The following is a 23,325-nucleotide window of genomic DNA, read 5'->3' on the forward strand; positions in this document are numbered from 1 at the left end:
CCTCGAGCTGCGTGACGTAGGCTGCGCCACGTGATTCTGCTCTTCACCATCCTGCTCGTCATCACGAGCGCGATCATGATTCTGCTGGTGCTCCTCCACAAGGGACGCGGAGGCGGCCTCTCCGACATGTTCGGCGGCGGCGTGTCCAGCAGCCTGGGGGGATCGTCGGTGGCTGAGCGCAACCTCGACCGGTTCACCATCGGGGTCGGCGTCATCTGGTTTGCGTGCGTGGTTGCCCTGGGCCTGCTCATGGCCTACCAGGGCAACTGAATACCCCCCTCTGAGCGTTTGTGAGAAGGAGTCGACATGGCTGGTGCTGGTAACGCGATTCGCGGTAGTCGAGTCGGAGCCGGCCCGATGGGCGAGGCCGAGCGCGGCGAGGCCGCGCCGCGGCAGATGGTCACCTACTTCTGCAGCCACGACCACCGCTCGGTGGTGACGTTCGCGATCGAGGCCGCGGCCCCGGATTCCTGGGACTGCCCCAAGTGCGGCCTCCCGGCCAGCCTCGACTCCGACAACCCGCCCCCGGCACCCAAGATCGAGCCCTACAAGACGCACCTGGCCTACGTGAAGGAGCGTCGCAGCGAGACCGAGGCGGCCGACATCCTCGACGAGGCGGTCGCCCTCCTCCGCAGCCGCCGCAAGGCCGGCGAGATCATCTTCTGAGCCGAGTGGGCGCGTCCTGACGTCGGGGACACGTCGAGTCGGCGCGTCCTGACGTCGGGGACACGTCGAGTCGGCGCGTCCTGTTCAGGCGGCGCGACGCCTGCGCGCTCGACGTACGCCGTCCAGGATGATGTCGTCGATCCGCCGGTCGGGGCCGTAGACATCGGCTGACCACGCCGGCTCGACCAGCCAGTCGGCATCCTGGCGCAGCCACCCGAACCGCACCTCGTCGTCGTCCGCGTGTGCGCCGGTGTGCCACTCGACCCCCTGGAACTCGACGCCGAAGCGCAGCGCCTCGTTGCCGACGTCGACGAACGCGACCCGGCCGTTGACGCGGACCTCGACCTGGGGTTCGGGCGGCGGGACCGGCAGCTGGAGCCAGCGCCACCGGACGACCGTCTCGCCGCCGGACTGCGCCCGGCCGTCGGTGTGCGGAGCGACCAGCCGCAGCGTCGTCACCCAGCGCATCCGGCTGAAGCGGCCGACCTCCGACAACAGCTCTCCGACGCCGAACGCGCCGAGCCGGTGGAGTGCGTCCAGCGCGGTGAGAGCCGGCTCGGGCCACCTCTGACGCCCGAGGTCGAGCGCCGTGCGCAACGGCGTCGTCATCCGCACGCCGCCCGCCTCGATGAGATCGCGGTCGTCGAAGGTGCGCTCACCACTCTCGGCGAGCTTGTTGCGCAGCCGCCCGCGGCCGTGGGGAAGGAACATCGCGATCGGCATGGCATCGAGGTGCTCGTTGGGGTGCAGGAGCATGTCGGCGCCCTGTGCCCAGCCCGCGTGGCGGTCCACGACGATGGCGTCCGGGGGAGTAACCAGCCGCAGGCAGGCGAGTCGGTGGGCCGTGTCGTCACGCACCTGGGCGGCGACGTAGACACCCTTGATCGGGGTGCGCAGGAGCCCTTCGCGGCACAGCAGGGTCAGCTCGCGCGCCGTCACGCCGGCCGCCAGGGCGTCGCGCGTGGCGAACGGCGCATCCACGGGAAGCGGGAAGCTGTGATCGAGACAGGTCTGGGTGAACCACCGGGATGCGCGCATGCCGGAACGATTCCCGCCGGGGCCGATGTCAGTCCCAGCAGTCCCGGCGCTGTGGACAACGGTCAGGACGCGCCCACTCGACGAGAGGTCGGGGTCAGAGGGCGGAGGCGGCGGCCTCGTCGAGCCACCAGACGGTCTCGTCGCCGCGTACGCCCCGCGCGGGGGTCTCGGCGACGGACCCGTCGGGGGCGAGCGCCCGGGCGACGGCGTCGGCCTTGCCGTCGCCGCTGGCGATGAACCAGACCGCGCGACACCGCTCCATCGCCTCGAAGGTGAGGGTGACGCGGTCGGGGGGCGGCTTGGGGGAGTCGTGGACGGCGACGGCGATCGCGTCGCGCGCCCCGAGCGCCGGGTGGCCGGGGAAGAGCGACGCGCAGTGCCCGTCGGGGCCGATGCCGAGCATCAGCACCTCGAAGAACCCGGCGCCGTGCTCGCGCATCGCCTCGCTGTAGGCCGCGGCGGCGTCCTCGGCGGTCGGCACCTGGTCGCTCGCCGGCACCTCGTGGACGTTGGCCGGGTCGACCGGCACGTGGTCGAGCAGCGACTGGCGGGCCTGGACGGCGTTGCGGTCGGGGGAGTCGGACGCGACGAACCGCTCGTCACCCCACCAGATCACCACCCGGGACCAGTCGAGCGAGGAGTCCACGGACCGGCGGGCGAGCTCGCGGTGGAGCTGCTCGGCGATGCTGCCGCCGGTGAGGCCGACCTGCGGCACCTCGCCGCGCGCCTGGGCCGCCTCGAGCCGGTCGAGCAGCGCGGACGCGACGTCGCCGACCAGCGCGTCGGCGTCGTCGTGGCGGCGGACCTCGGGATCGTTCACGTCGTGCTCCTCAGCGTGACCAGGTGGGCGGCGACCTCGGCGTAGATGTCGTCCTCGTCGAGGCGGCGCAGCTCCTCGGCGAGGAGCGCAGGCACCTCGCGCCGCTTGAGCGCGATCGGCCGGTCGGGGCGGTTGGGCGAGCTGAACGTCGCCAGCCGTCCGTCGGCGCGCGAGATCCGGATCGGGCCCTCCCGGGTGTCCATGCTGACCTCGGTGATCCCGGGCCCGTCGGAGGTGCCCCGGGCGACGTCGACCTTGAGGCGGTCACTGAGCCAGGCCACCAGCAGGTCGGCGCTCGGGCTGATCCGCTCGGCGGTGACCTTGGCGCTGCGCACCTTGAGCGGGTGCTGGTCGAGCGCCGCGGCGAGCAGGGCGCGCCACGGCGTGAGCCGCGTCCAGCTCAGGTCGGTGTTGCCGGGGGCGTAGGTCTGGCACTGGGTCAGCATCGCGGTCGCCTTGCCCCGCGGGACCGCGGCGGAGTCGGTGATGCGGCGTTGCGCCAGCGAGCCGAGCGGGTCGGCGGCAGGGTCGGCGGGCGCCGAGGTCGGCCACCAGATGGCGACGGGGGAGTCGGGCAGGAGCAGCGGCAGGACGACCGAGTCGGCGTGCTTGACCACCTCGCCCTTGAGCCGGATCAGGGCGATCTCGCCACCCCAGCCGTCACCGCTGCCGACCTGTGCGTCGACCTGGCCGGTGCCGCGCCCGTCGCCCAGGATCACCCCGAGCACCCGGGAGGGGTGCTCGCGGGAGGCGCGCTTGGCCGCGACCATCGCCTCGCCTGCGTCCTCCTCCGGCGCGACGATGATGAGCGTCATCACCATCCCCATCGCGGGGCTGCCGGCGCGGGTGCGCGAGCGGACGAACTCGGCCGCGATCTTCGCCGAGGTGGTGTCGGTGAGCTCGATCATCTCGGGGTCCCGTCGGAGGCGTGAGCGGAAGGTGCGGCGTCGCGGCGCGGGGCCATCACGGCCTCCGCCAGGTGCGCCCGTCGCGGGCGAGCATCTGGTCGGCCGACGCGGGACCCCAGGTGCCGGAGTCGTAGGGCTCCGGCGTGCCCTTCCTGGCCCACGCGGCGATGACGGGGTCGAGGATCTTCCACGACAGCTCGACCTCCTCGTGGCGGGGGAACAGCGGCGGGTCGCCGAGGAGCACGTCGAGGATGAGGCGCTCGTAGGCCTCGGCGCTGGCCTCGGTGAAGGACCCGCCGTAGGCGAAGTCCATGTTGACGTCGCGGATCTCCATGGCGGTGCCCGGCACCTTCGACCCGAAGCGCATCGTCATGCCCTCGTCGGGCTGCACGCGGATGACGAGGGCGTTCTGGCTGAGGTCCTCGGTCGCCGTCTGGGTGAACGGCAGGTGCGGGGCGCGCTTGAAGACGATGGCGACCTCCGTCACCCGCCGCCCGAGCCGCTTGCCGGTGCGGAGGTAGAACGGCACCCCGGCCCAGCGGCGGGTCTCGACGTTGACGGTGATCGCCGCGTAGGTCTCGGTGGTGGAGGTCTTCGGGATGCCCTCCTCGTCGAGGAAGCCCTTGACCTTCTCGCCCCCGGCCCACCCGGCGGTGTACTGGCCGCGGGCCGTGGTGGTGTCGAGGCGAGGAGGGAGGGTCGCGGACGCGAGCACCTTCTGCTTCTCCAGGCGCAGGCTCTCCGCGTCGAACGCGATGGGCTCCTCCATCGCCACGAGCGCCATCAGCTGGAGCAGGTGGTTCTGGATGACGTCGCGTGCGGCGCCGATGCCGTCGTAGTAGCCGGCCCGGCCGCCGATGCCGATGTCCTCGGCCATCGTGATCTGCACGTGGTCGACGTAGTTGGCGTTCCAGATGGGCTCGAACATGTTGTTGGCGAAGCGCATCGCCAGGATGTTCTGGACCGTCTCCTTGCCGAGGTAGTGGTCGATGCGGAACACCGATCCCGACGGGAAGACACCGTCGAGGATCGCGTTGAGCTCGCGCGCCGACTCGAGGTCGTGGCCGAACGGCTTCTCCACCACGACCCGGCGCCACTGGTCGGGTGCGGGGTCGGCGAGGCCGTGCTCCTTGAGCTGGCCGACCACATTGCCGAAGAACGCCGGCGGGATGGCGAGGTAGAACGCCATGTTGCCGCCGGTGCCGCGGAGCTGGTCGAGCTCCTCCACCGTGCGGCGCAGGTGGTCGAAGGCGTCGTCGTCGTCGAAGTCGCCGGGGACGAAGCGGAACCCCTCGGACAGCTGGTTCCACACCTCCTCGCGGAACGGCGTGCGCGCGTTCTCCTTGACCGCGTCGTGGACGATCTGGGCGAAGTCCTGGTCGGCCCACTCGCGCCGGGCGAAGCCCACCAGGCTGAACCCCGGCGGCAGCAGGCCGCGGTTGGCGAGGTCGTAGATCGCCGGCATGATCTTCTTGCGCGACAGGTCGCCGGTGACGCCGAACAGGACCATGCCGCACGGGCCCGCGATCCGCGGCAGCCGTCGGTCCTGCGGATCGCGCAGCGGGTTGACGTAGGTCATGCGGGGTCCCCCAGTCGTGGTTCGGAGGAGCGGTGCTCCCGGTAGAAGCGGATCAACGCCTGGGTGGAGGGGTCCTGCCCGGCCGCGGCCGACGCGTCGCCGGCGACCGCCGGGCGCACCTCCTGGGCGAGCTGCTTGCCCAGCTCGACGCCCCACTGGTCGAAGCTGTCGATGCCCCACACCGCGCCCTGGACGAACGTGATGTGCTCGTAGAGCGCGACCAGCTGGCCGAGCACGGAGGGGGTCAGCGCCGGCGCCATGATCGAGGTGGTGGGCCGGTTGCCGGGGAACGTCCGCGCCGCCACCAGCTCCTCCGCGACGCCCTCGGCGCGTACCTCGTCGGCCGTCCGGCCGAAGGCGAGGGCCCTGGTCTGGGCCAGGAAGTTGGCCAGCAGCAGCTCGTGGACGTCCACCCGCTCGCCGTCGACCTCGTCGACGAGGTCGTACGCCGGCCGCGCGAAGGCGATGAAGTCGGCCGGCACGAGCCGGGTGCCCTGGTGGATGAGCTGGTAGAACGCGTGCTGGCCGTTGGTGCCCGGCTCGCCCCAGAACACCTCGCCGGTCTCGTAGTCGACCGCCGAGCCGTCCCAGCGCACGCCCTTGCCGTTGGACTCCATCGTGAGCTGCTGGAGGTAGGCGGGAAAGCGGTGCAGCAGCTGCGCGTAGGGGAGCACGGCGTGGGTGTGGGCGCCGAGGAAGTTGGCGTACCAGACGTTGAGCAGCCCCATCCGGAGCGGGACGTTGTCCTCCGGCGGGGAGGCGCGGAAGTGCTCGTCCATCGCGTGGAAGCCCGCCAGCATCTCGGCGAAGTGCTCGGGACCGATGGCCACGACCAGCGAGAGGCCGATGGCGGAGTCCATCGAGTAGCGCCCGCCGACCCAGTCCCAGAAGCCGAACGCGTTGTCGGGGTCGATGCCGAAGTCGGCGACCTTGTCGAGGGCGGTCGAGACGGCCACGAAGTGCCGGGCGACCGCGTCCTGCGGGTCGCTGCCGTCGGGGAGCCGGTCGAGCAGCCACGCCTTGCAGAGCCGGGCGTTGGTGAGCGTCTCGAGGGTGCCGAAGGTCTTGCTCGAGACGATGAAGAGCGTGGTCTCGGGGTCGAGCCCGGCCAGCGCCTGGCCGGCGTCGGTCGGGTCGATGTTGCTGATGAAGCGGCAGGACAGCCCGTCCTGGCGGTAGGGCTCGAGCGCCTCGTAGGCCATCACCGGGCCCAGGTCGGAGCCGCCGATGCCGATGTTGACGACCGCCTCGATGCGCCGCCCGGTCACACCGGTCCACGCGCCCGACCGGACGCGCTCGGCGAAGTCGTAGACCCGGGCGAGCACCTCGTGGACCTCGGCGACGACGTCCTGGCCGTCGACGATCAGCGACGCGTCGGCCGGCAGCCGGAGCGCGGTGTGCAGGACCGCGCGGTCCTCGGTGACGTTGATGTGCTCGCCGGCGAACATCGCGTCGCGTCGCGCGGCGACCCCGACCTGGTCGGCCAGCGCCAGCAGCGCGGCCTCCACGTCGGCGTCGACGAGGTTCTTCGACAGGTCGACGTGCAGGTCGGCAGCAGTGAGCGTCTGCCGCTCGACCCACGCCGCCGTCAGGTCGCGTCGCAGGTCGGGCTCGTAGGACTCCGCGAGCGCTGCGAGCCGCGCCCACGCCTCGGTGGTCGTGGGGTCGACGGCGCCGCCGCTCATGCCCGAGCGGCCTCGAGTGACTTCGAGAGGGTCGACTGCAGCTCGTCCCAGGCGACGACGAACTTGTCGACGCCCTCCTTGATCAGGGCCTTGATCACGTCGTCGTAGTCGATCCCGGCCTCGGCCAGTGCCTGCATGTGGGCGTGCGCGTCGTCGTAGAACGGTCGCACCCGGTCGCCGCGCACCTCGCCGTGGTCGGCGACGGCGTCGAGGGTCTTCTCCGGCATCGTGTTGACGGTGTTCTCCACGACCAGGTCGACGACGTACATCGTGTCGTCGTAGTCGGGGTTCTTCACGCCGGTCGAGGCCCACAGCGGGCGCTGCCTGCGCGCGCCCTTGGCCTCGAGGGCCTCCCAGCGCTCGCCACGGAAGAACTCCTCGTACATCTGGAACGCCAGCCGCGCGTTGGCGACTCCCGCCTTGCCGCGCAGGGCCGGGTCGGTGCCGGGCCCCTGGGTCGTCGCCTCGAGCCGCTTGTCGACCTCGGAGTCGACGCGCGAGACGAAGAAGGACGCGACCGAGTGGATGTCGGCGAGCTCGTGGCCGTTGGCGGCGGCCTGCTCGAGCCCGGTGACGTAGGCCTCCATCACGTTGCGGTACTGCTCGAGGCCGAAGATCAGCGTCACGTTGACCGAGATGCCGGCGGCGATGGTCTGGGTGATCGCCGGCCAGCCCTCCTTGGTGCCGGGGATCTTGATCATCACGTTGGGCTCGCCGACGGTCTCGTGGAGCGTCGCCGCCTCCGCGACCGTCTCGTCGGTGGCGTGCGCCAGCCCGGGGGAGACCTCGATCGAGACGCGGCCGTCGACGCCGTCGGTGGCGTCGAAGACGGGGCGCATCACCTTGCAGGCCTCGCGCACGTCGTCGGTGGTGATGACGAGCGTGGCGCGGTCGACGTCGGCGCCCTCGGCGGCCAGCTCGCGGACCTGGGCGTCGTAGCGCTCGCCGTCGGCGAGCGCGGTCTGGAAGATGGCGGGGTTGGACGTCACGCCGACGACGTTGCTGTTCTTCACCAGGTCGGCCAGGTTGCCGGTCTCCAGGCGCTCGCGCGAGAGGTCGTCGAGCCAGATGGACACCCCGGCGTCAGCCAGGGCCTTGAGACGGTCGTTCATGTGGTGCCTCCTGTGGGTCGTCGTGCGGGACGCGGTCAGTCGGTCAGGGTGCGCAGGCTGTCGCGGGCCGCGTTGGCCACGGCCTCGCCGGTGATGTCGAACTCCTCGTAGATCCGCGCGTAGTCGGCCGAGGCGCCGTAGTGGTCGATGGAGACGATGCGGCCGTGGTCGCCGACATAGTCGCGCCAGCCCTGCTTGACGCCGGCCTCGACCGACACGCGGGCCTTGACGGTGGGCGGCAGGACGGTCTCGCGGTAGGCCTCCTCCTGCTCCTCGAACCACTCCAGGCAGGGAAGCGAGACGACCCGGGCGCGGATGCCGTCCGCGGCGAGGAGCTCGCGGGCCGCGACCGCCACCTGCACCTCGGAGCCGGTGCCCATCAAGATCACGTCGGGCTCGCCGGCGCGGTCGTCGATGGTGGGGGCGTCGATCAGGACGTAGCCGCCGCGGTGGACGTTGGAGGTGTCGCTGAAGCCGTCCTCGCCTCGCGGGAAGACGGGTACGTTCTGGCGGGTCAGCGCGATGCCGGCGGGCCGGTCGGTGTGCTGGAGCACGGCGTGCCACGCGGCGGCGGTCTCGTTGGCGTCGGCAGGGCGTACGACGTCGAGGCCGGGGATCGCGCGCAACGCGGCGAGGTGCTCGATCGGCTGGTGCGTCGGGCCGTCCTCGCCGAGGCCGATGGAGTCGTGGGTCCAGACGTAGGTGACCGGCAGGCCCATCAGCGCCGCCAGACGGACCGAGCCGCGCATGTAGTCGCTGAAGGTGAGGAACGTGCCCCCGAAGACGCGGGTGCCGCCGTGCAGCGCGATGCCGTTGAGGATGCCGCCCATGCCGTGCTCGCGGATGCCGAAGTGCAGCACCCGGCCGGCGAGCGGGTCGCCCGTCCACTGGTCGGTGGACCGGCTCTCGGGGATGAACGACGGGGCGTCCTCGATGGTGGTGTTGTTGGACTCGGCGAGGTCGGCCGAGCCGCCCCACAGCTCCGGCATGACGGCCGCGACCGCGTTGATGACCGCGCCCGAGGCCTTGCGGGTGGCCACCCCCTTGGGGTCGGCGTCGAAGCTCGGCAGCACGTCGGCGAGCCCGGCGGGCAGCGCGCGGGTCTGCATCCGCTCGAACGTCTGGAGGACGTCGTCGGACGCGGCGGAGCGCCACGCGTCGAAGCGCTCCTGCCACGCGGCCTGCTGCTTCTTGCCGCGCGCCACCAGCGAGCGCGTGCGCTCGATCACGTCGGTGGGCACCTCGAAGTGCTTGTCGGGGTCGAAGCCGAGGACCTCCTTGGTGGCCGCGACCTCCTCCGCGCCGAGGGCGGAGCCGTGGGACTTGCCCGTGCCCTGTGCGTGGGGGGCGGGCCACGCGATGAGCGTGCGCAGCACGATGAGGCTGGGCCGGTCGGTGACCGCGTCGGCCGCGCGGACCGCGGCGTAGAGCTCGGGGACGTCCTCGACGTAGTCCGTGCCGTCGTTGGTCCAGTCGACGTGCTGCACGTGCCAGCCGTAGGCCTCGTAGCGTGCGCCGACGTCCTCGGTGAACGCGACGTCGGTGTCTCCCTCGATCGAGATCCGGTTGGCGTCGTAGATCACCGTGAGGTTGCCGAGCTGCTGGGTGCCGGCGATCGAGGAGGCCTCGGCGCTCACGCCCTCCTGCAGGTCGCCGTCGGAGCACAGCGCGTAGACGTGGTGGGTGAACGGGGAGTCGGCCTCGGGGGTGTCGGGGTCGAGCAGGCCCCGCTCGCGGCGGGCCGCCATGGCCATGCCGACCGCGTTGGCGACGCCCTGGCCGAGCGGGCCGGTGGTCGTCTCCACGCCGGCGGTGTGGCCGTACTCGGGGTGCCCGGGGGTCTTGCTGCCCCAGGTGCGCAGCGTGCGCAGGTCCTCGATCTCCAGGCCCCACCCGCCGAGGAACAGCTGGGTGTAGAGCGTGATCGAGCTGTGCCCGCACGACAGCACGAACCGGTCCCGACCGGTCCAGTTCGGGTCGGCCGGGTTGTGCCGCATCACCTTCTGGAAGAGCAGGTAGGCGGCCGGGGCCAGGCTCATGGCCGTGCCGGGGTGGCCGTTGCCGACCTTCTGGACCGCGTCCATCGCCAGCACCCGCGCCGTGTCGACGGCGCGGCGGTCGATGTCGTCCCACTCGAGGGTGGCGGGCAGGGCGGACTTCTCGGTCAACGCAGTTCCTCTCAATGGGTGCAACCAGGTGCAGTCGAGATCACAGCCCGGCAGGGGTGGCCTCGACTGCGACCCTATCGTCGCGGCCGAGTAGACTCGACCTTGCTCGAGGGTCGTCCCGCACGCCGGGAACCAGCTGGAAGCTCACCCTCCGGTTCCCTCGCCGTCCGCGTTCCATCCGCTCCCGTCCTCCCGAGGTTCTGCACTGTGTCCCACGCCGGCCCGCACGCAGCCGCGTCCGCCCGGCCGTCGACCGGCGGGGGTGCCGATCCCGAGGGGCCGAAGACCTGGCGCGACGTCGTCGGGGCCTACGTCGGGCTCACCAAGCCGCGCGTCATCGAGCTGCTCCTGCTCACGACCGTCCCGGTGATGTTCTTCGCCGAGCGCGGGATCCCGCCGCTCGGCCTGGTGGCCGCCACGGTCGTCGGCGGAGCGCTCTCGGCCGGCTCGGCGTCGGCCTACAACTGCATCTACGACCGCGACATCGACGAGCAGATGCGGCGTACGCGCCGGCGCGCGCTGCCGCGCCACATCGTCTCGCCGGTCTCGGCGCTCGTCTTCGCGACCGTGCTGGCGGTGCTGTCGACGGTCGTGCTGGCGCTGTGGGTCAACGGGCTCTCGGCCGTGCTGGCGGTGCTCGCCAACGCGTTCTACGTCTTCGTCTACACGATGCTGCTCAAGCGCCGCACCACCCAGAACATCGTCTGGGGCGGGCTGGCGGGCTGCTTCCCGGCGCTGATCGGCTGGACCGCGGTGACCGGCGAGCTGGCGTGGACGCCGGTCGTGCTGTTCCTGGTCGTGTTCTTCTGGACGCCTCCGCACACCTGGGCGCTCGCCCTGCGCTACCGCGAGGACTACCGCAACGTCGACGTGCCGATGCTGCCGGTCGTCAAGCCGGCCGCCGAGGTCGGCCGCCAGGTCGTGATCTACAGCTGGGTGATGGTCGCGACCTCGCTCCTGCTCTGGCCCGTCGCCGACACCAGCCTCGTCTACCCGGTCGCCGCGGCCGTCCTGGGTGCGGTGTTCCTCCTCGAGGCGCACCGGATGTGGAAGCGGGCCAAGGGCTCGGAGGCGCTGGTCGACATCAACCCGATGCGGCTCTTCCACGCGTCCAACCTCTACCTCTCGCTGCTCTTCGTCGCCGTCGCGCTCGACCCCCTGCTCGGCCGATAACGCAAATTTCGTGCGTTTAGCGCAACTTTGAAGGTCTTGTCAGGCGAATGCGGAAGATTTGGCCGTTTTCTTGAGGAGACGTTTCGGGTCTTTCTGCTCGAACCCACGTTGAATGCAACGTGAGGGGATGGCAGTGGGCCATCCCCGTGGGAGCAGGGGGTAGTTCTGCATGTCTTCACCACGAGTACGACGTGACCGGACCGCGGGGGGCGCGACCGGCACGGGGGTTCGTCCTCGCACGCTTCACCGGGGGGTCTCGAGGGTGCTCACCCTCGTCCTGGGAGTGGGCTTCGCCGTCGTCGGCATCGCGGGCGCGGCCAGCGCCCACCACAACACGATCAGCGGAACGGTGGCCTGCAAGACCGGAGGCGGCTGGGCCGTCACCTGGCGCGTCGTCAACAGCGAGGCGCGCACCGAGACCATCACCGCGAGCAACCGTTCCGCCGTCGTCCCGGTCGGGACGCCGCTGACCAGCAGGCAGACGCGCACCTTCACCGAGACGGTCACCACCAAGCCGACCTCCACCCAGACGCTGACGCTGTCGGCGCGGTGGGACAACGGCTCCACCAACACCAGCTCCGGCAGCATCCCGGTCGAGAAGTTCGAGGACGGCTGCAACGTCACGACCGTGGAGCCGCCGACGATCCCGGTCGTCGACGACTGCGGCCCGGGCAACGCGCACTACGGCCAGGTGCCCCCGGGCCCCTGGAGCGCGGTCACCAACCCCGACGGCAGCGTCACGGTCACGACCACCGCGGGCACCCAGTTCCCGGGCGGCGCGACCACCGTCACCTTCCCGGCGCCGGTCGACAGCAACCAGCCGTGCCCGACCCCGGTCGTCACCCCGCCGGTCGTCACCCCGCCCGAGGTGCTGCCGGCCGAGGCGCGCGTCGTGTCGGCCCGCGCCCGCATGATCGACAAGTGCGGCACCCGCGGCGACGTCTTCAAGGTCCACAAGCGCACCGGCGTCGTCTACACCTCGAAGGGCAAGGTCCTGCGTCAGGGTGCCTGGCTCAAGGCCACGTCGCCCCGCGTGACGGTCCGTGCGCACGCGGCCGACGCGACGTTCCGCCTGCAGGGCAAGCAGGTGTGGAAGATGACCTTCCGCACCCGCCCGTGCGCCAGCGCACCGGAGGTCGCGCCCAACACCGGACACCGATGACACGGGTCCGGGCTGCAGGGCTCGTGGCTGCGCTCACGCTCGGCGTGACCGTGGCGGCCGGTCAGGGCGTGGCTCACGCCGCCCCTGACCGGCTCACGATCGCGCGCACCGGCACCGACGCCGTGGTGGTCAAGGTGCCGGCGCGCAACGACACGCTCGCCGTCGGCGACCGGCTCCGCGGCGCCGTCTACACCTGGGCCAAGGGCGACCCGCCGTGCGACCCCACCGGCAGCACCGTCTACGCCGGCCACGCGTGGCGCGCCGGCAACGGGGTGGCCGACCACTGGGCGACGCTGCGGCGCGGCGACAGGATCACCGTCGCCGGCTGCCGGTTCGAGGTCACCAAGCGTGAGTTCTGGTCGGCCATGAGGCGGATGGGCTCGCTCTACTCGGTGGCCGGGCCGGCCCGCATCGTGCTCGTCGGCTGCAAGGCCGACGACTACGCCAAGCGGACGGTCATCTTCGCCCGCAAGCTGTGACCGGTCGGCCCGCGTCCTAGGAGGGGCCGATGCGCGTGGCGGCGAGCCTCTGCGGCTCGCCGCCCGCGCGCGCCTCCGCGGAGCCCTGGTGGGGCAGCACGGCCAGCGCGATGCGGGCCAGCCCCGCCGCGAGCAGGCCGGCGCCGAGCATGTGCAGCGCGACCAGGCCGATCGGGAGCTCCAGCCAGTACTGCACCCACCCGAGGACGCCCTGGAGCACCTCGATCAGCAGCACGAGCGCCGTGACCTGCGCCAGCCACCGGTGCCCACCACGCAGCGCCACCACGAGCAGCGCGACGGTGAGCGCGACGAGGACGTAGACCGCGATCGCGTGGACCTGCGAGACGACGGCCGGGTCGAGGCCGTTGCGCGGGGAGTCGGTGTCGCCGGCGTGCGGGCCCGCTCCGGTCACGACCGTGCCGAGGTAGAGCACCACCCAACCGACGGCGAGGTTGGCCCAGGCGAGCGTGCGCGGCAGGGCCGGAGCCAGCCCCCGCGAAGGGCTGCGCAGCTCGTCGAGCAGCGCGACGCAGACCATGATGATCGCCATCGACACCAGGAAGTGGCCCGCCACGATCCACGGGTTGAGGTCGGTGAGCACGGTGATGCCGCCGAGCACGGCCTGCAGGGGGATCCCGAGGCCCACGACGAACGACAGCCGCGTCGCCCGTCGGTGCCGGGCGCCGACGGCCGCGAGGAAGCACAGCACCGCCACCGCCGCGAGCACGAAGGTGAGCAGCCGGTTGCCGAACTCGATGGCACCGTGCATGCCGAGCTCGCCGTGCGCGACGTAGGACTCGTCGGTGCAGCGCGGCCACGTCGGGCAGCCCAGTCCTGAGCCGGTCAGCCGCACGGCGGCGCCGGTGACGACGATGCCGATGTTGGCGAGCAGGTTGGCCACCGCGAGGGGCCAGAGGAACCGTGCGAGACGGTCGAGCAGGGTGTGTCCCATCATTCCCACCTGAAGGTCCGTGCCGTGAGCAGCGTGCCGAGCAGCGTCCACGCCGCCAGCACGAGCAGGGATCGAGCGTCGATGCTCGCGTGCACCAGTGCCGCGCGCATCGCCTCGCCGAGCGCGCCCGAGGGCAGCCACTCGACGAACGCGCCGGCGGCGCCGTAGGTGCTGGCGGGCAGGACGATGCCGCCGCCCGCCATGAGGAGCAGGTAGACGAGGTTGGCCAGCGCGAGAGTGGCCTCGGCCCGGAGCGCGCCGGCGACGAGGAGCCCGAGCGAGGCGAAGGCCGCCGTGCCGAGCGCCACGGCGAGCGCCACGCCGAGCAGCGTGCGGGCCGGGTGGTCGAGCGACGGCTCCCACCCCATGACGAGGGCGACGGCGACCAGCACCACGAGCTGGAGCGCGACGACGCTGAGCAGCGCCACCACCTTGCCCAGCAGCAGGCCGTGGCGCGGCAGCGGCGACGAGCCGAGCAGCTTGATGACGCCGTAGCGCCGCTCGAAGCCGGTGGCGATGGCGACCGAGGTGAACGCGGTCGACATGACGGCGAGCGCCAGGACGCCCGGGGCCAGGACGTCGATCGCCGCGCGGCCGTCGACCGTGCGGTCGAGGCGCGCGGCTGCCACGACGCCGCCCACGAGCACGATCACCGGGATCACGATGGCGAGGAGCAGCTGCTCGCCGTTGCGCAGCATCAGCCGCGCCTCCATCCGGGCCTGGGTCAGCACCATCGCCGCCAGCGACGCCGCACCCGGGTCGGGCGCGAACATGCCGGTGGAGCGAGCGGCACCGGCGGTGCCGACGGCGGTGAGCCCGGTGTCCGGAGTCGGTGTCGTGCTCACGGCGCCAGCTCCCGTCCGGTGAGCTCGAGGAACACGTCCTCCAGGGTGCGCTGGCCGAGGGTCAGCGTCTGGGGCAGCACCTCGTGGTGCTCGCACCACCGCGACACCCGACCGAGCGTGGAGCCGTCGGCGGGACCGTGGACGAGCATGCTCACCTCGTCGAGCTGGCGGACCTCGGTGTCCGGGCCGAGCTCGGCGCGGAGCGACTCGGGCGCGCCCTCGGGGAAGGGCCGGTTGACCACCAGCCGGATGGTCGCCGAGCGCCCACCGCGGGTGAGCTCTGCCGGTGTGCCGCTCGCGATCACGGTGCCGCGGTCGATGATGTGGATGCGGTCGGCGAGGTGCTCGGCCTCGTCCATGTGGTGGGTCGTCAGCACGACGGTCACCCCGTCGGCGCGGACCTCCTCGAGCAGCTCCCACGTCGTGCGCCGCGCCTGCGGGTCCATGCCGGCGGTCGGCTCGTCGACGAACACGAGCTCGGGGCGCCCGACCAGCGCGATGGCGAGCCCGAGCCGCTGCTTCTGGCCGCCCGAGAGCCGACGGTAGGGCGTCCGACCGCAGTCGGCGAGGCCGAGCCGCTCCACGAGCATCCCCGTGGGGAGCGGGCGGGCGTGCAGCGAGGCCATGTGCTCGAGCATCTCCACCGCGCGTACGCCGCTCCACGCACCGCCGCTCTGCAGCATCACCCCGATCCGGGGGTGGAGCGCCGCGCGGTCGCGCTGGGGGTCCAGGCCGAGCACGCGCACGGTGCCGCGCTGCGGAGCGCGGTAGCCCTCGCACGTCTCGAGCGTGGTCGTCTTGCCTGCCCCGTTGGGGCCCAGCACGGCGGTGACCGTGCCGCGGGCCACCTCGAGCGACAGCCCGTCGACGGCCACCTTGTCGCCGTAGGCCATCACCAGGCCGTCGATCTCGACGGCGGGGGAGGCGGGTGGCACGTCCCGATTCTAGGTGCGGGTTAATCAGGAGCGGTTGTCGGTCCCCGCGACTAGCGTGAGGTCCATGGCACGCGCGTACGCGATCGAGGCCGAGGGCCTCGTCAAGCACTTCGGCGACACCGTCGCGGTCGACGGGGTCTCCTTCGTCGTCCCCGAGGGCTCGGTGCTCGGACTCCTCGGCCCCAACGGCGCCGGAAAGACGACCACGGTGCGGATGATGACCACCCTGACCCGCCCCACCGCGGGCACCGGGCGGGTGGCCGGCCACGACATCCTGGCCGACGCGGCGGCGGTGCGGCGCAGCATGGGCCTGACGGGGCAGGCCGCGACCGTCGACGAGCTCCTCACCGGCCGGGAGAACCTCCGCCTCATCGGGAGCCTCTACGGCCTCGACCCGGTCTACATCCGGCGCGCCAGCGACGAGCTGCTGGAGCGCTTCTCGCTCGCCGACGCCGGCAACCGCACGGCCAAGACCTACTCCGGGGGCATGCGACGACGCCTCGACCTCGCGGTCAGCCTCATCGCGACGCCTCCCGTGCTCTTCCTCGACGAGCCGACCACCGGCCTCGACCCGCGCTCGCGCGTGGAGCTGTGGGAGGTGCTCCGCGAGCTCGTCGGCGACGGCACGACGCTGCTGCTGACGACTCAATACCTCGAGGAGGCCGACCAGCTCGCCGACAACATCGTGGTCATCGACCGCGGGACGGTGATCGCGGAGGGCACCCCGCTCCAGCTCAAGGACCAGTCCGGCGCCGCCGCCCTCGTCGTGACGGTCTCCCACGCCGGCGAGCTCGAGGCGGCCCGGGCGCTGCTCGGCCCCCACGTGCGCGAGGTGCACGTCGACGTCGGCGCGCGCCAGCTCACCGCGCCCGCCGAGGGTCTGGGTCACATGACCCGCGTGGCCGCGATCTTCGACGAGAGCGACATCGTGCTCGACGACATCGGGTTGAAGAGGCCGAGCCTCGACGACGTGTTCCTCCACCTCACGGGGCACCGCGCCGAGCAGCCGACCGACGACGAGAGCGACGACCACGCCGGTCAGGGCGCGGGGGAGACCACAGGAGGGAGAGCCCGATGACCACGCTCGAACGACCCGAGATCCGCGCCACCGGGCTGCTGACGCAGTCGTGGGCCATCGCCCGGCGCAACTTCCTCCACATCCGGCGCATGCCCGAGATGCTGATGGACGTCACCATCCAGCCGGTCATGTTCGTGCTGCTGTTCGCCTACGTCTTCGGCTCCTCGATCGACGTGGCGACCCCCGCCGGCTACCGGGCGTTCCTGCTGGCCGGGATCATGGCCCAGACCGTCGCGTTCGCCTCGTTCATCGTCGCCGTCGGCCTCACCGCCGACCTCGACAAGGGCATCGTCGACCGGATGCGCTCACTCCCGATCAACCCCGCGGCGGTCCTGGTGGGCCGGAGCATGTCGAGCCTGGTGCACGCCTCGATCGGTCTGGTCGTGATGTCGCTGACCGGGCTGGTGATCGGCTGGCGCATCCACACCAACGTGCTGGAGGCGGCCCTGGGCTACCTCCTGCTGCTCGGGTGGGGCTTCGCGATGATCTGGGTCGGCATCTGGGTCGGCTCGGCGATGAGGTCCGTCGAGGCGGTCAACGGCGTCATGTTCGCGACGATGTTCCCGATCACGTTCCTGGCCAACACCTTCGCTCCCACCGACCGGATGCCCACCTTCCTGCGGGTCATCGCCGAGTGGAACCCGATCTCCTCGCTCACCCAGGCCGTGCGCGAGCTCTGGGGCAACGACCAACCCCTGGCCGCGGGGGCGGCGTTCCCCATGCACCACCCGATCCCCTTCACGATCGGCTGGATCGTGCTGATCACCGCGGTCGTGGCGCCCCTGGCGATCCGCACCTTCCGGGCCCGCACCGCCGACTGAGCGACCGGCCGCTGCGACCGGCCGCTGCGTGGTGGCCGGGGTCACTTAGGTGACCCTTGCTTGAACCACGGGAAGCAATAACGACACACTTGCGTTGTGGAATTCGTGAGGACGGCGACCGGACAGCGTGAGGGCGATGCGCCCACGCGCGACCGCGTGGCCCGCACCATCCTCGAGAACGGCCCGTCCACGGCCGCCGACCTGGCGCTCCGCCTCGACCTCACGCCCGCCGCCGTGCGCCGCCACCTCGACCACCTCGCCGACGAGGGAGTCGTGGAGTCGCGCGAGCAGAAGGTCTACGGCACCCGCGGGCGCGGGCGCCCCGCCAAGGTCTTCGCCCTGACGCAGGCCGGGCGCGACAGCTTCGACCAGCAGTACGACGACCTCGCCGTGCAGGCGCTGCGGTTCCTGGCCGAGACGCAGGGCGAGGACGCCGTCGTGGAGTTCGCCCGGCGCCGGGTCTCGTTCGTGGCGCGCGACTACGCCACCGCCATCTCCGGCGACCCCGACCTCACGCCCGCCGAGGCCCTCGCCCAGGTCTTCACCCAGAACGGCTACGCCGCCTCTGTGCGCGACCTCGCGCCCGTCCGCGGCATCAGCGTGGGGGAGCAGCTGTGCCAGCAGCACTGCCCGGTCTCCCACGTCGCCCACGAGTTCCCGCAGCTCTGCGAGGCCGAGACCGAGGCGATCGCCTCCGTGCTCGGCACCCACGTCCAGCGGTTGGCGACCATCGCCCACGGCGACGGCGTCTGCACCACGTGCATCCCCCAGACCCTCAAGACGGACCCGGAGACGGACCCGACAAAGGAGCAGGCATGACCCAGAACCTGAGCATCGAAGACCTCAACCCCGAGCTCAAGGGCATCGGCCGCTACGAGTTCGGGTGGGCCGACAAGGACGACGCCGGCGCGACCGCGACCCGTGGCCTCAACGAGGACGTCGTACGCGACATCTCCGGCAAGAAGTCCGAGCCGCAGTGGATGCTCGACCTGCGCCTGAAGGGCCTCAAGCTCTTCCACCGCAAGCCGATGCCGACGTGGGGCTCCGACCTGTCGACGATCGACTTCGACAACATCAAGTACTTCGTGCGCTCCTCGGAGAAGCAGGCCACCTCGTGGGAGGACCTGCCCGAGGACATCAAGAACACCTACGACAGGCTCGGCATCCCCGAGGCGGAGAAGCAGCGCCTCGTCGCCGGTGTGGCCGCGCAGTACGAGTCGGAGGTCGTCTACCACTCGATCCGCGAGGACCTCGAGGAGAAGGGCGTCATCTTCGTCGACACCGACACCGCGCTGAAGGAGCACGAGGAGCTCTTCAAGGAGTACTTCGGCACCGTCATCCCGGTCGGTGACAACAAGTTCGCCGCGCTCAACACCTCGGTGTGGTCGGGCGGCTCGTTCATCTACGTGCCCAAGGGCGTCCACGTCGACATCCCGCTCCAGGCCTACTTCCGGATCAACACCGAGAACATGGGCCAGTTCGAGCGGACGCTGATCATCGCCGACGAGGACTCCTACGTGCACTACGTGGAGGGCTGCACCGCGCCGATCTACTCCTCCGACTCGCTGCACTCCGCCGTCGTGGAGATCATCGTCAAGAAGGGCGCCCGGGTCCGCTACACGACCATCCAGAACTGGTCCAACAACGTCTACAACCTCGTCACCAAGCGCGCCACCTGCGAGGCCGGCGCGACGATGGAGTGGGTCGACGGCAACATCGGCTCCAAGGTGACGATGAAGTACCCCGCCGTCTACCTGATGGGCGAGCACGCCAAGGGCGAGACGCTCTCGATCGCGTTCGCGGGCGAGGGCCAGCACCAGGACGCCGGCGCCAAGATGGTGCACGCGGCGCCGCACACCTCGAGCTCGATCCTGAGCAAGTCGGTGGCGCGCGGCGGCGGGCGCACGTCCTACCGCGGGCTGATCCAGGTCAACGAGGGCGCCTACGGCTCGAAGTCCAACGTGCTCTGCGACGCGCTGCTGGTCGACCAGATCAGCCGCAGCGACACCTACCCCTACGTCGACATCCGCGAGGACGACGTGTCGATGGGCCACGAGGCGAGCGTCTCGAAGGTCTCCGACGACCAGCTCTTCTACCTCATGTCGCGCGGCATGGAGGAGGACGAGGCGATGGCGATGATCGTGCGCGGCTTCGTCGAGCCGATCGCCAAGGAGCTGCCGATGGAGTACGCCCTCGAGCTCAACCGCCTGATCGAGCTGCAGATGGAGGGCGCGGTCGGCTGATCGACGCCGCCCGCCCTCGTCCGACGTACCAGAAAGAGATGTAGTGACCGTCACCACCGATTCCGTCCGCTCCGCCCTGGAGCAGGCACCCGCCGACCGGGTCGAGAGCCACCTGCACCCGGCCGGCTCGTTCGCCGTCGCCGACCACGTGGTCCCCACCGGCCGCGAGGAGATCTGGCGCTTCACGCCGCTCAAGCGGCTCAAGGGCCTGCACGCCGACGCCCCGCTCGACGGGCGCAACGTCGACGCCACCTGGACCGCGCCCGAGGGCGTCTCCGTGGGCGTCGTCACCGGCGACGAGGCCACGGCGCTGCGCGGCGTGAGCGGCTGGGTGCCCAACACCCGGTTCACCGCCCGCGTCCTCGCCGACGTGCCTGCCACGCTGCTCGTCGACGTGCCCGCCGACGTCGAGGCCACGGAGCCGATCGTCCTCGAGGTCGACGGCACCGACGCCGACGTCACCAGCGGTGCCCACGTCGTGCTGCGGTTCGGGCGCCACAGCAAGGGCGTCGTCGTGCTCAACCACACCGGCTCGGCCGCGGTCGCGGCCGTGGTCGAGGTCGTGGTCGCCGACGGCGCCGAGGCGAGCGTCGTCTCGATCCAGGACTGGGCCGACGACGCCGTCCACCTCTCGCACCACCAGGCGCTCGTGGGTCGCGACGCGACCTACAAGCACGCCGCCATCTCCTTCGGCGGCGACCTGGTGCGGATGGACGCCAACGTCACCTACGACGGTCCCGGTGGCTCCGCCGAGCTGCTCGGCCTCTACTTCGCCGACGCCGGCCAGCACATCGAGCACCGGATCTTCGCCGACCACACCGCCCCCCGCACGAAGTCCCACGCCGTCTACAAGGGCGCGCTGCAGGGCGAGAAGGCGCACACCGTGTGGGTCGGCAACGTGCTGATCCGCAAGATCGCCGAGGGGATCGAGACCTACGAGGAGAACCGCAATCTGGTCCTCACCGACGGCTGCCGGGCCGACTCGATCCCCAACCTCGAGATCGAGACCGGCGAGATCGAGGGCGCCGGCCACGCCTCGGCCACCGCGCGGTTCGATGACGAGCAGCTGTTCTACCTCCAGTCCCGCGGCATCTCCGAGGCCGAGGCCCAGCGACTGGTCGTGCACGGCTTCTTCAACGACCTGATCCGCCAGGTCGGCGTGCCGTCCATCGAGGAGCGCCTGCTCTCGACCGTCGAGGCCGAGCTCGCCAAGAACGTCCTCAAGGACGTCGGCTCGCTCGCCGCCTTCGCATCGGGGGCCTGATGGCGTTCGAGCGCGCCTGCTCCCTCGACGAGGTCTCGGCCGACCAGGGCCTCGCCGTGACCCTCGGGCGCTACGAGATCGTCGTCGCCCGCAACGGCGACGAGGTCTTCGCGCTGGAGAACGAGTGCAGCCACGCCGCGGTCGCGCTCAGCGAGGGCGAGGTCGCCGACTGCCAGATCGAGTGCTGGCTGCACGGGTCGATGTTCGACCTGCGCACCGGCAAGCCGACCAACCTGCCGGCGACGGAGCCCGTCGCCACCTTCCCGATCGAGGTACGCGGCACCGACGTGTACATCGACACCGAGACCACCCTGAACGGAGTCACCCCCGCATGAGCAAGCTGGACATCCAGGACCTGCACGTCACCGTCGACACCGAGGACGGCCCCAAGGAGATCCTCACGGGCGTCACCCTCACCATCATGGACGGGGAGACGCACGCCATCATGGGGCCCAACGGCTCCGGCAAGTCGACGCTGGCCTACTCCATCGCCGGCCACCCCAAGTACACGATCACCGGCGGCTCGGTGACGCTGGACGGCCAGGACGTGCTGTCGCTCTCCGTCGACGAGCGCGCCCGCGCCGGCCTGTTCCTCGCCATGCAGTACCCCGTCGAGGTCCCCGGCGTCTCGGTGTCCAACTTCCTGCGCACCGCCAAGACCGCCATCGACGGCGAGGCCCCCAAGCTGCGCACGTGGGTCAAGGACGTCAACGGCGCCCTCGAGCGGCTCAACCTCGACTCGTCCTTCGGCACCCGCAGCGTCAACGAGGGCTTCTCCGGCGGCGAGAAGAAGCGCCACGAGATCGCCCAGCTCGAGCTGCTCGACCCCAAGGTCGCGGTGCTCGACGAGACCGACTCCGGCCTCGACATCGACGCGCTCAAGATCGTCGCCGAGGGCGTCAACCGGTTCCGCGGCCGCGAGGGCAAGGGTGTCCTGCTGATCACCCACTACACCCGCATCCTGCGCTACATCGAGCCCGACTACGTCCACGTGTTCGTCGACGGCAAGGTGGCCGAGTCCGGCGGCAAGGAGCTCGCCGACCAGCTCGAGGCCGAGGGCTACGACCGCTACCTCACCGCGGCGCGCTGAGCGGCACCCCGCACCCTCCACCCTCCGCCGTGACCAGCACGGTGCGCCCACCGCCCGAAAGGGGTACGACATGGAAGGACTGCTTCCGGATCTCGACGTGATCCGCAAGGACTTCCCGATCCTCGAGCGCACGCTCGCGGGCGGAGTGCCGCTGGTCTACCTCGACAGCGCCAACACCTCGCAGAAGCCGCAGATCGTCATCGACACGATGGTCGACCACCTCGAGCGGCACAACGCCAACATCGCCCGGGCGATGCACCAGCTCGGCGCCGAGTCGACCGAGGCCTACGAGGCGGCGCGCGACCAGGTGGCGACGTTCCTCAACGCGCCCTCGCGCAACGAGGTCGTCTTCACCAAGAACGCGACCGAGGCGCTCAACCTGCTGGCCCGCACCATCGAGCTCGGCCCCGGCGACAATGTCGTCATCACGGAGATGGAGCACCACTCCAACATCGTGTCGTGGCAGCTCGCCTGCGAGCGCGCCGGCGCCGAGCTGCGCTGGTTCGGGCTGACCGACGACGGCCGGCTCGACATGACCGACGCCGACCGGCTGGTCGACGAGCACACCAAGGTGGTCGCCTTCACCTGGGTCTCCAACATGCTCGGCACGATCAACCCGGTCACCGACCTGGTGGCGCGCGCCCGAGCGGTCGGAGCCGTGTCGGTGATCGACGCCTCGCAGGCGGCGCCCCAGCTGCCCGTGGACGTCCAGGCGACCGGGTGCGACTTCCTGGTCTTCACCGGCCACAAGGTCTGCGGCCCGACCGGCATCGGCGTGCTGTGGGGGCGCGAGGAGCTGCTCAACGAGCTTCCGCCCTTCCACGGCGGCGGCGAGATGATCGAGACCGTGACCATGGCGCGCTCCACGTACGCCAAGGCGCCCCACCGCTTCGAGGCCGGCACCCCGCCGATCGTCGAGGCGGTCGGGCTCGGCGCGGCCGTCGACTACCTCCGTCACATCGGCCTGGACTCCGTCCACCGCCACGAGCAGGCGATCACGGCCTACGCCCTCGAGGGCCTGCAGACCGTCCCGGGCCTGACCGTCCTCGGTCCGCTCGACGCGGCCGACCGCGGCGGCGCGATCGCCTTCGAGCTCGAGGGCGTGCACCCGCACGACATCGCCCAGGTCCTCGACTCGCGCGGCGTCGCCGTGCGGGCCGGGCACCACTGCGCCAAGCCGGCGCACGCGCGGTTCGGGGTGCAGAGCTCGACGCGGATGTCGTCCTACCTCTACACGACCCCCGCCGAGATCGACGCGCTGGTCGAGGGCCTCCACCACACCCGCAGCTACTTCAAGGTGGGTTGAG

At 71.3% G+C, this 23,325-nt stretch carries 23 protein-coding genes; 13 read left to right on the top strand and 10 right to left on the bottom strand.

Annotation, left to right across the window (positions count from 1 at the left end):
• Positions 1-30: 30 nt before the first annotated feature.
• Both secG and AC3X7Z_RS17950 read left to right on the top strand, forming a co-directional pair.
• On the top strand, positions 31-270 hold the full coding sequence (gene secG / locus AC3X7Z_RS17945; RefSeq protein ID WP_186342598.1) for a preprotein translocase subunit SecG: 240 nt from the start codon (positions 31-33) through the stop codon (positions 268-270).
• Between the two features lie 36 nt (positions 271-306).
• The gene (locus tag AC3X7Z_RS17950; protein ID WP_186342597.1) at positions 307-666 is read left to right on the top strand and encodes an RNA polymerase-binding protein RbpA; all 360 of its coding nucleotides are present in this window, start codon (positions 307-309) and stop codon (positions 664-666) included.
• 84 nt (positions 667-750) lie between these two features.
• On the opposite strand, the gene AC3X7Z_RS17955 is transcribed toward AC3X7Z_RS17950, so the two are convergent.
• The 7 genes from AC3X7Z_RS17955 to tkt form a co-directional block, all read right to left on the bottom strand.
• A complete protein-coding gene (locus AC3X7Z_RS17955; RefSeq protein WP_186342596.1) occupies positions 751-1,704 on the bottom strand; it encodes a type IV toxin-antitoxin system AbiEi family antitoxin domain-containing protein in 954 nt (317 codons plus the stop codon).
• 94 nt (positions 1,705-1,798) lie between these two features.
• Entirely contained in the window at positions 1,799-2,524 is a 726-nt protein-coding gene (gene pgl, locus AC3X7Z_RS17960; protein WP_489976784.1) for a 6-phosphogluconolactonase, read from the bottom strand.
• The gene (locus AC3X7Z_RS17965) at positions 2,521-3,432 is read right to left on the bottom strand and encodes a glucose-6-phosphate dehydrogenase assembly protein OpcA (protein WP_489976785.1); all 912 of its coding nucleotides are present in this window, start codon (positions 3,430-3,432) and stop codon (positions 2,521-2,523) included. Before AC3X7Z_RS17965 ends, pgl begins: the two co-directional genes overlap by 4 nt.
• A 55-nt stretch (positions 3,433-3,487) precedes the next feature.
• The gene (gene zwf, locus AC3X7Z_RS17970; protein ID WP_186342593.1) at positions 3,488-5,011 is read right to left on the bottom strand and encodes a glucose-6-phosphate dehydrogenase; all 1,524 of its coding nucleotides are present in this window, start codon (positions 5,009-5,011) and stop codon (positions 3,488-3,490) included.
• A complete protein-coding gene (pgi, locus tag AC3X7Z_RS17975; RefSeq protein WP_489976786.1) occupies positions 5,008-6,696 on the bottom strand; it encodes a glucose-6-phosphate isomerase in 1,689 nt (562 codons plus the stop codon). The genes zwf and pgi overlap by 4 nt, the downstream gene beginning before the upstream one ends.
• Positions 6,693-7,808 (bottom strand): transaldolase, encoded by a 1,116-nt coding sequence (tal, locus tag AC3X7Z_RS17980; RefSeq protein WP_186342591.1) that lies wholly within the window; start codon positions 7,806-7,808, stop codon positions 6,693-6,695. Before tal ends, pgi begins: the two co-directional genes overlap by 4 nt.
• 35 nt (positions 7,809-7,843) lie before the next feature.
• Complete coding sequence (tkt, locus tag AC3X7Z_RS17985) at positions 7,844-9,958, bottom strand: transketolase (protein WP_489976861.1); 2,115 nt, start codon at positions 9,956-9,958, stop codon at positions 7,844-7,846.
• A 225-nt stretch (positions 9,959-10,183) separates the two neighbouring features.
• Between tkt and AC3X7Z_RS17990 the strand changes: the two genes are divergently transcribed.
• From AC3X7Z_RS17990 to AC3X7Z_RS18000, 3 genes are all read left to right on the top strand, one after another.
• Positions 10,184-11,149, top strand: coding sequence for a heme o synthase (locus AC3X7Z_RS17990; RefSeq protein WP_489976787.1), 966 nt, complete (start codon positions 10,184-10,186; stop codon positions 11,147-11,149).
• Positions 11,150-11,411: 262 nt separating this feature from the next.
• On the top strand, positions 11,412-12,311 hold the full coding sequence (locus tag AC3X7Z_RS17995; protein WP_186342588.1) for a hypothetical protein: 900 nt from the start codon (positions 11,412-11,414) through the stop codon (positions 12,309-12,311).
• 23 nt (positions 12,312-12,334) lie between these two features.
• On the top strand, positions 12,335-12,790 hold the full coding sequence (locus tag AC3X7Z_RS18000) for a class F sortase (protein ID WP_489976788.1): 456 nt from the start codon (positions 12,335-12,337) through the stop codon (positions 12,788-12,790).
• A 16-nt stretch (positions 12,791-12,806) separates the two neighbouring features.
• On the opposite strand, the gene AC3X7Z_RS18005 is transcribed toward AC3X7Z_RS18000, so the two are convergent.
• The 3 genes from AC3X7Z_RS18005 to AC3X7Z_RS18015 are packed head-to-tail and all read right to left on the bottom strand — an operon-like array spanning position 12,807 to position 15,522.
• Complete coding sequence (locus AC3X7Z_RS18005; RefSeq protein ID WP_489976789.1) at positions 12,807-13,742, bottom strand: COX15/CtaA family protein; 936 nt, start codon at positions 13,740-13,742, stop codon at positions 12,807-12,809.
• A complete protein-coding gene (locus AC3X7Z_RS18010) occupies positions 13,742-14,587 on the bottom strand; it encodes an ABC transporter permease (RefSeq protein ID WP_313960529.1) in 846 nt (281 codons plus the stop codon). Before AC3X7Z_RS18010 ends, AC3X7Z_RS18005 begins: the two co-directional genes overlap by 1 nt.
• The gene (locus tag AC3X7Z_RS18015) at positions 14,584-15,522 is read right to left on the bottom strand and encodes an ABC transporter ATP-binding protein (RefSeq protein WP_489976790.1); all 939 of its coding nucleotides are present in this window, start codon (positions 15,520-15,522) and stop codon (positions 14,584-14,586) included. The genes AC3X7Z_RS18010 and AC3X7Z_RS18015 overlap by 4 nt, the downstream gene beginning before the upstream one ends.
• Positions 15,523-15,586: 64 nt before the next feature.
• On the opposite strand from AC3X7Z_RS18015, the gene AC3X7Z_RS18020 reads away from it, so the two are divergent.
• The 8 genes from AC3X7Z_RS18020 (at position 15,587) to AC3X7Z_RS18055 (ending at position 23,324) form a co-directional block, all read left to right on the top strand.
• Complete coding sequence (locus AC3X7Z_RS18020) at positions 15,587-16,600, top strand: ATP-binding cassette domain-containing protein (protein ID WP_186342585.1); 1,014 nt, start codon at positions 15,587-15,589, stop codon at positions 16,598-16,600.
• On the top strand, positions 16,597-17,421 hold the full coding sequence (locus tag AC3X7Z_RS18025) for an ABC transporter permease (RefSeq protein ID WP_186342584.1): 825 nt from the start codon (positions 16,597-16,599) through the stop codon (positions 17,419-17,421). Before AC3X7Z_RS18020 ends, AC3X7Z_RS18025 begins: the two co-directional genes overlap by 4 nt.
• A gap of 96 nt (positions 17,422-17,517) precedes the next feature.
• Positions 17,518-18,240, top strand: coding sequence for a helix-turn-helix transcriptional regulator (locus tag AC3X7Z_RS18030; protein ID WP_313960528.1), 723 nt, complete (start codon positions 17,518-17,520; stop codon positions 18,238-18,240).
• On the top strand, positions 18,237-19,664 hold the full coding sequence (sufB, locus tag AC3X7Z_RS18035; RefSeq protein WP_186342583.1) for a Fe-S cluster assembly protein SufB: 1,428 nt from the start codon (positions 18,237-18,239) through the stop codon (positions 19,662-19,664). Before AC3X7Z_RS18030 ends, sufB begins: the two co-directional genes overlap by 4 nt.
• Before the next feature lie 43 nt (positions 19,665-19,707).
• Positions 19,708-20,928 carry a Fe-S cluster assembly protein SufD gene (sufD, locus tag AC3X7Z_RS18040; protein ID WP_186342582.1) on the top strand — a complete coding sequence of 407 codons (1,221 nt, stop codon included), beginning with the start codon at positions 19,708-19,710 and terminating at the stop codon, positions 20,926-20,928.
• Entirely contained in the window at positions 20,928-21,263 is a 336-nt protein-coding gene (locus tag AC3X7Z_RS18045; protein ID WP_186342581.1) for a non-heme iron oxygenase ferredoxin subunit, read from the top strand. Before sufD ends, AC3X7Z_RS18045 begins: the two co-directional genes overlap by 1 nt.
• Positions 21,260-22,018: a Fe-S cluster assembly ATPase SufC gene (gene sufC, locus AC3X7Z_RS18050; RefSeq protein ID WP_489976791.1), complete on the top strand. Its 759-nt coding sequence runs from the start codon at positions 21,260-21,262 to the stop codon at positions 22,016-22,018. The genes AC3X7Z_RS18045 and sufC overlap by 4 nt, the downstream gene beginning before the upstream one ends.
• A 70-nt stretch (positions 22,019-22,088) precedes the next feature.
• Positions 22,089-23,324, top strand: a complete 1,236-nt coding sequence (locus AC3X7Z_RS18055; protein ID WP_186342579.1) for a cysteine desulfurase — start codon at positions 22,089-22,091, stop codon at positions 23,322-23,324.
• The last annotated feature ends 1 nt before the right edge of the window (position 23,325 follow it).

Source organism: Nocardioides sp. Z24_21, assembly GCF_058134345.1.

Coding starts and splice junctions, on each gene's coding strand:
- sufB (WP_186342583.1), top strand. CDS start 18,237: ATGACCCAGAACCTGAGCATCGAAGACCTCAACCCCGAGCTCAAGGGC.
- AC3X7Z_RS17965 (WP_489976785.1), bottom strand. CDS start 3,432: ATGATCGAGCTCACCGACACCACCTCGGCGAAGATCGCGGCCGAGTTC.
- sufC (WP_489976791.1), top strand. CDS start 21,260: ATGAGCAAGCTGGACATCCAGGACCTGCACGTCACCGTCGACACCGAG.
- AC3X7Z_RS18020 (WP_186342585.1), top strand. CDS start 15,587: ATGGCACGCGCGTACGCGATCGAGGCCGAGGGCCTCGTCAAGCACTTC.
- pgi (WP_489976786.1), bottom strand. CDS start 6,696: ATGAGCGGCGGCGCCGTCGACCCCACGACCACCGAGGCGTGGGCGCGG.
- AC3X7Z_RS18055 (WP_186342579.1), top strand. CDS start 22,089: ATGGAAGGACTGCTTCCGGATCTCGACGTGATCCGCAAGGACTTCCCG.
- AC3X7Z_RS18005 (WP_489976789.1), bottom strand. CDS start 13,742: ATGGGACACACCCTGCTCGACCGTCTCGCACGGTTCCTCTGGCCCCTC.
- AC3X7Z_RS17950 (WP_186342597.1), top strand. CDS start 307: ATGGCTGGTGCTGGTAACGCGATTCGCGGTAGTCGAGTCGGAGCCGGC.
- zwf (WP_186342593.1), bottom strand. CDS start 5,011: ATGACCTACGTCAACCCGCTGCGCGATCCGCAGGACCGACGGCTGCCG.
- AC3X7Z_RS17955 (WP_186342596.1), bottom strand. CDS start 1,704: ATGCGCGCATCCCGGTGGTTCACCCAGACCTGTCTCGATCACAGCTTC.
- AC3X7Z_RS18045 (WP_186342581.1), top strand. CDS start 20,928: ATGGCGTTCGAGCGCGCCTGCTCCCTCGACGAGGTCTCGGCCGACCAG.
- AC3X7Z_RS18025 (WP_186342584.1), top strand. CDS start 16,597: ATGACCACGCTCGAACGACCCGAGATCCGCGCCACCGGGCTGCTGACG.
- tal (WP_186342591.1), bottom strand. CDS start 7,808: ATGAACGACCGTCTCAAGGCCCTGGCTGACGCCGGGGTGTCCATCTGG.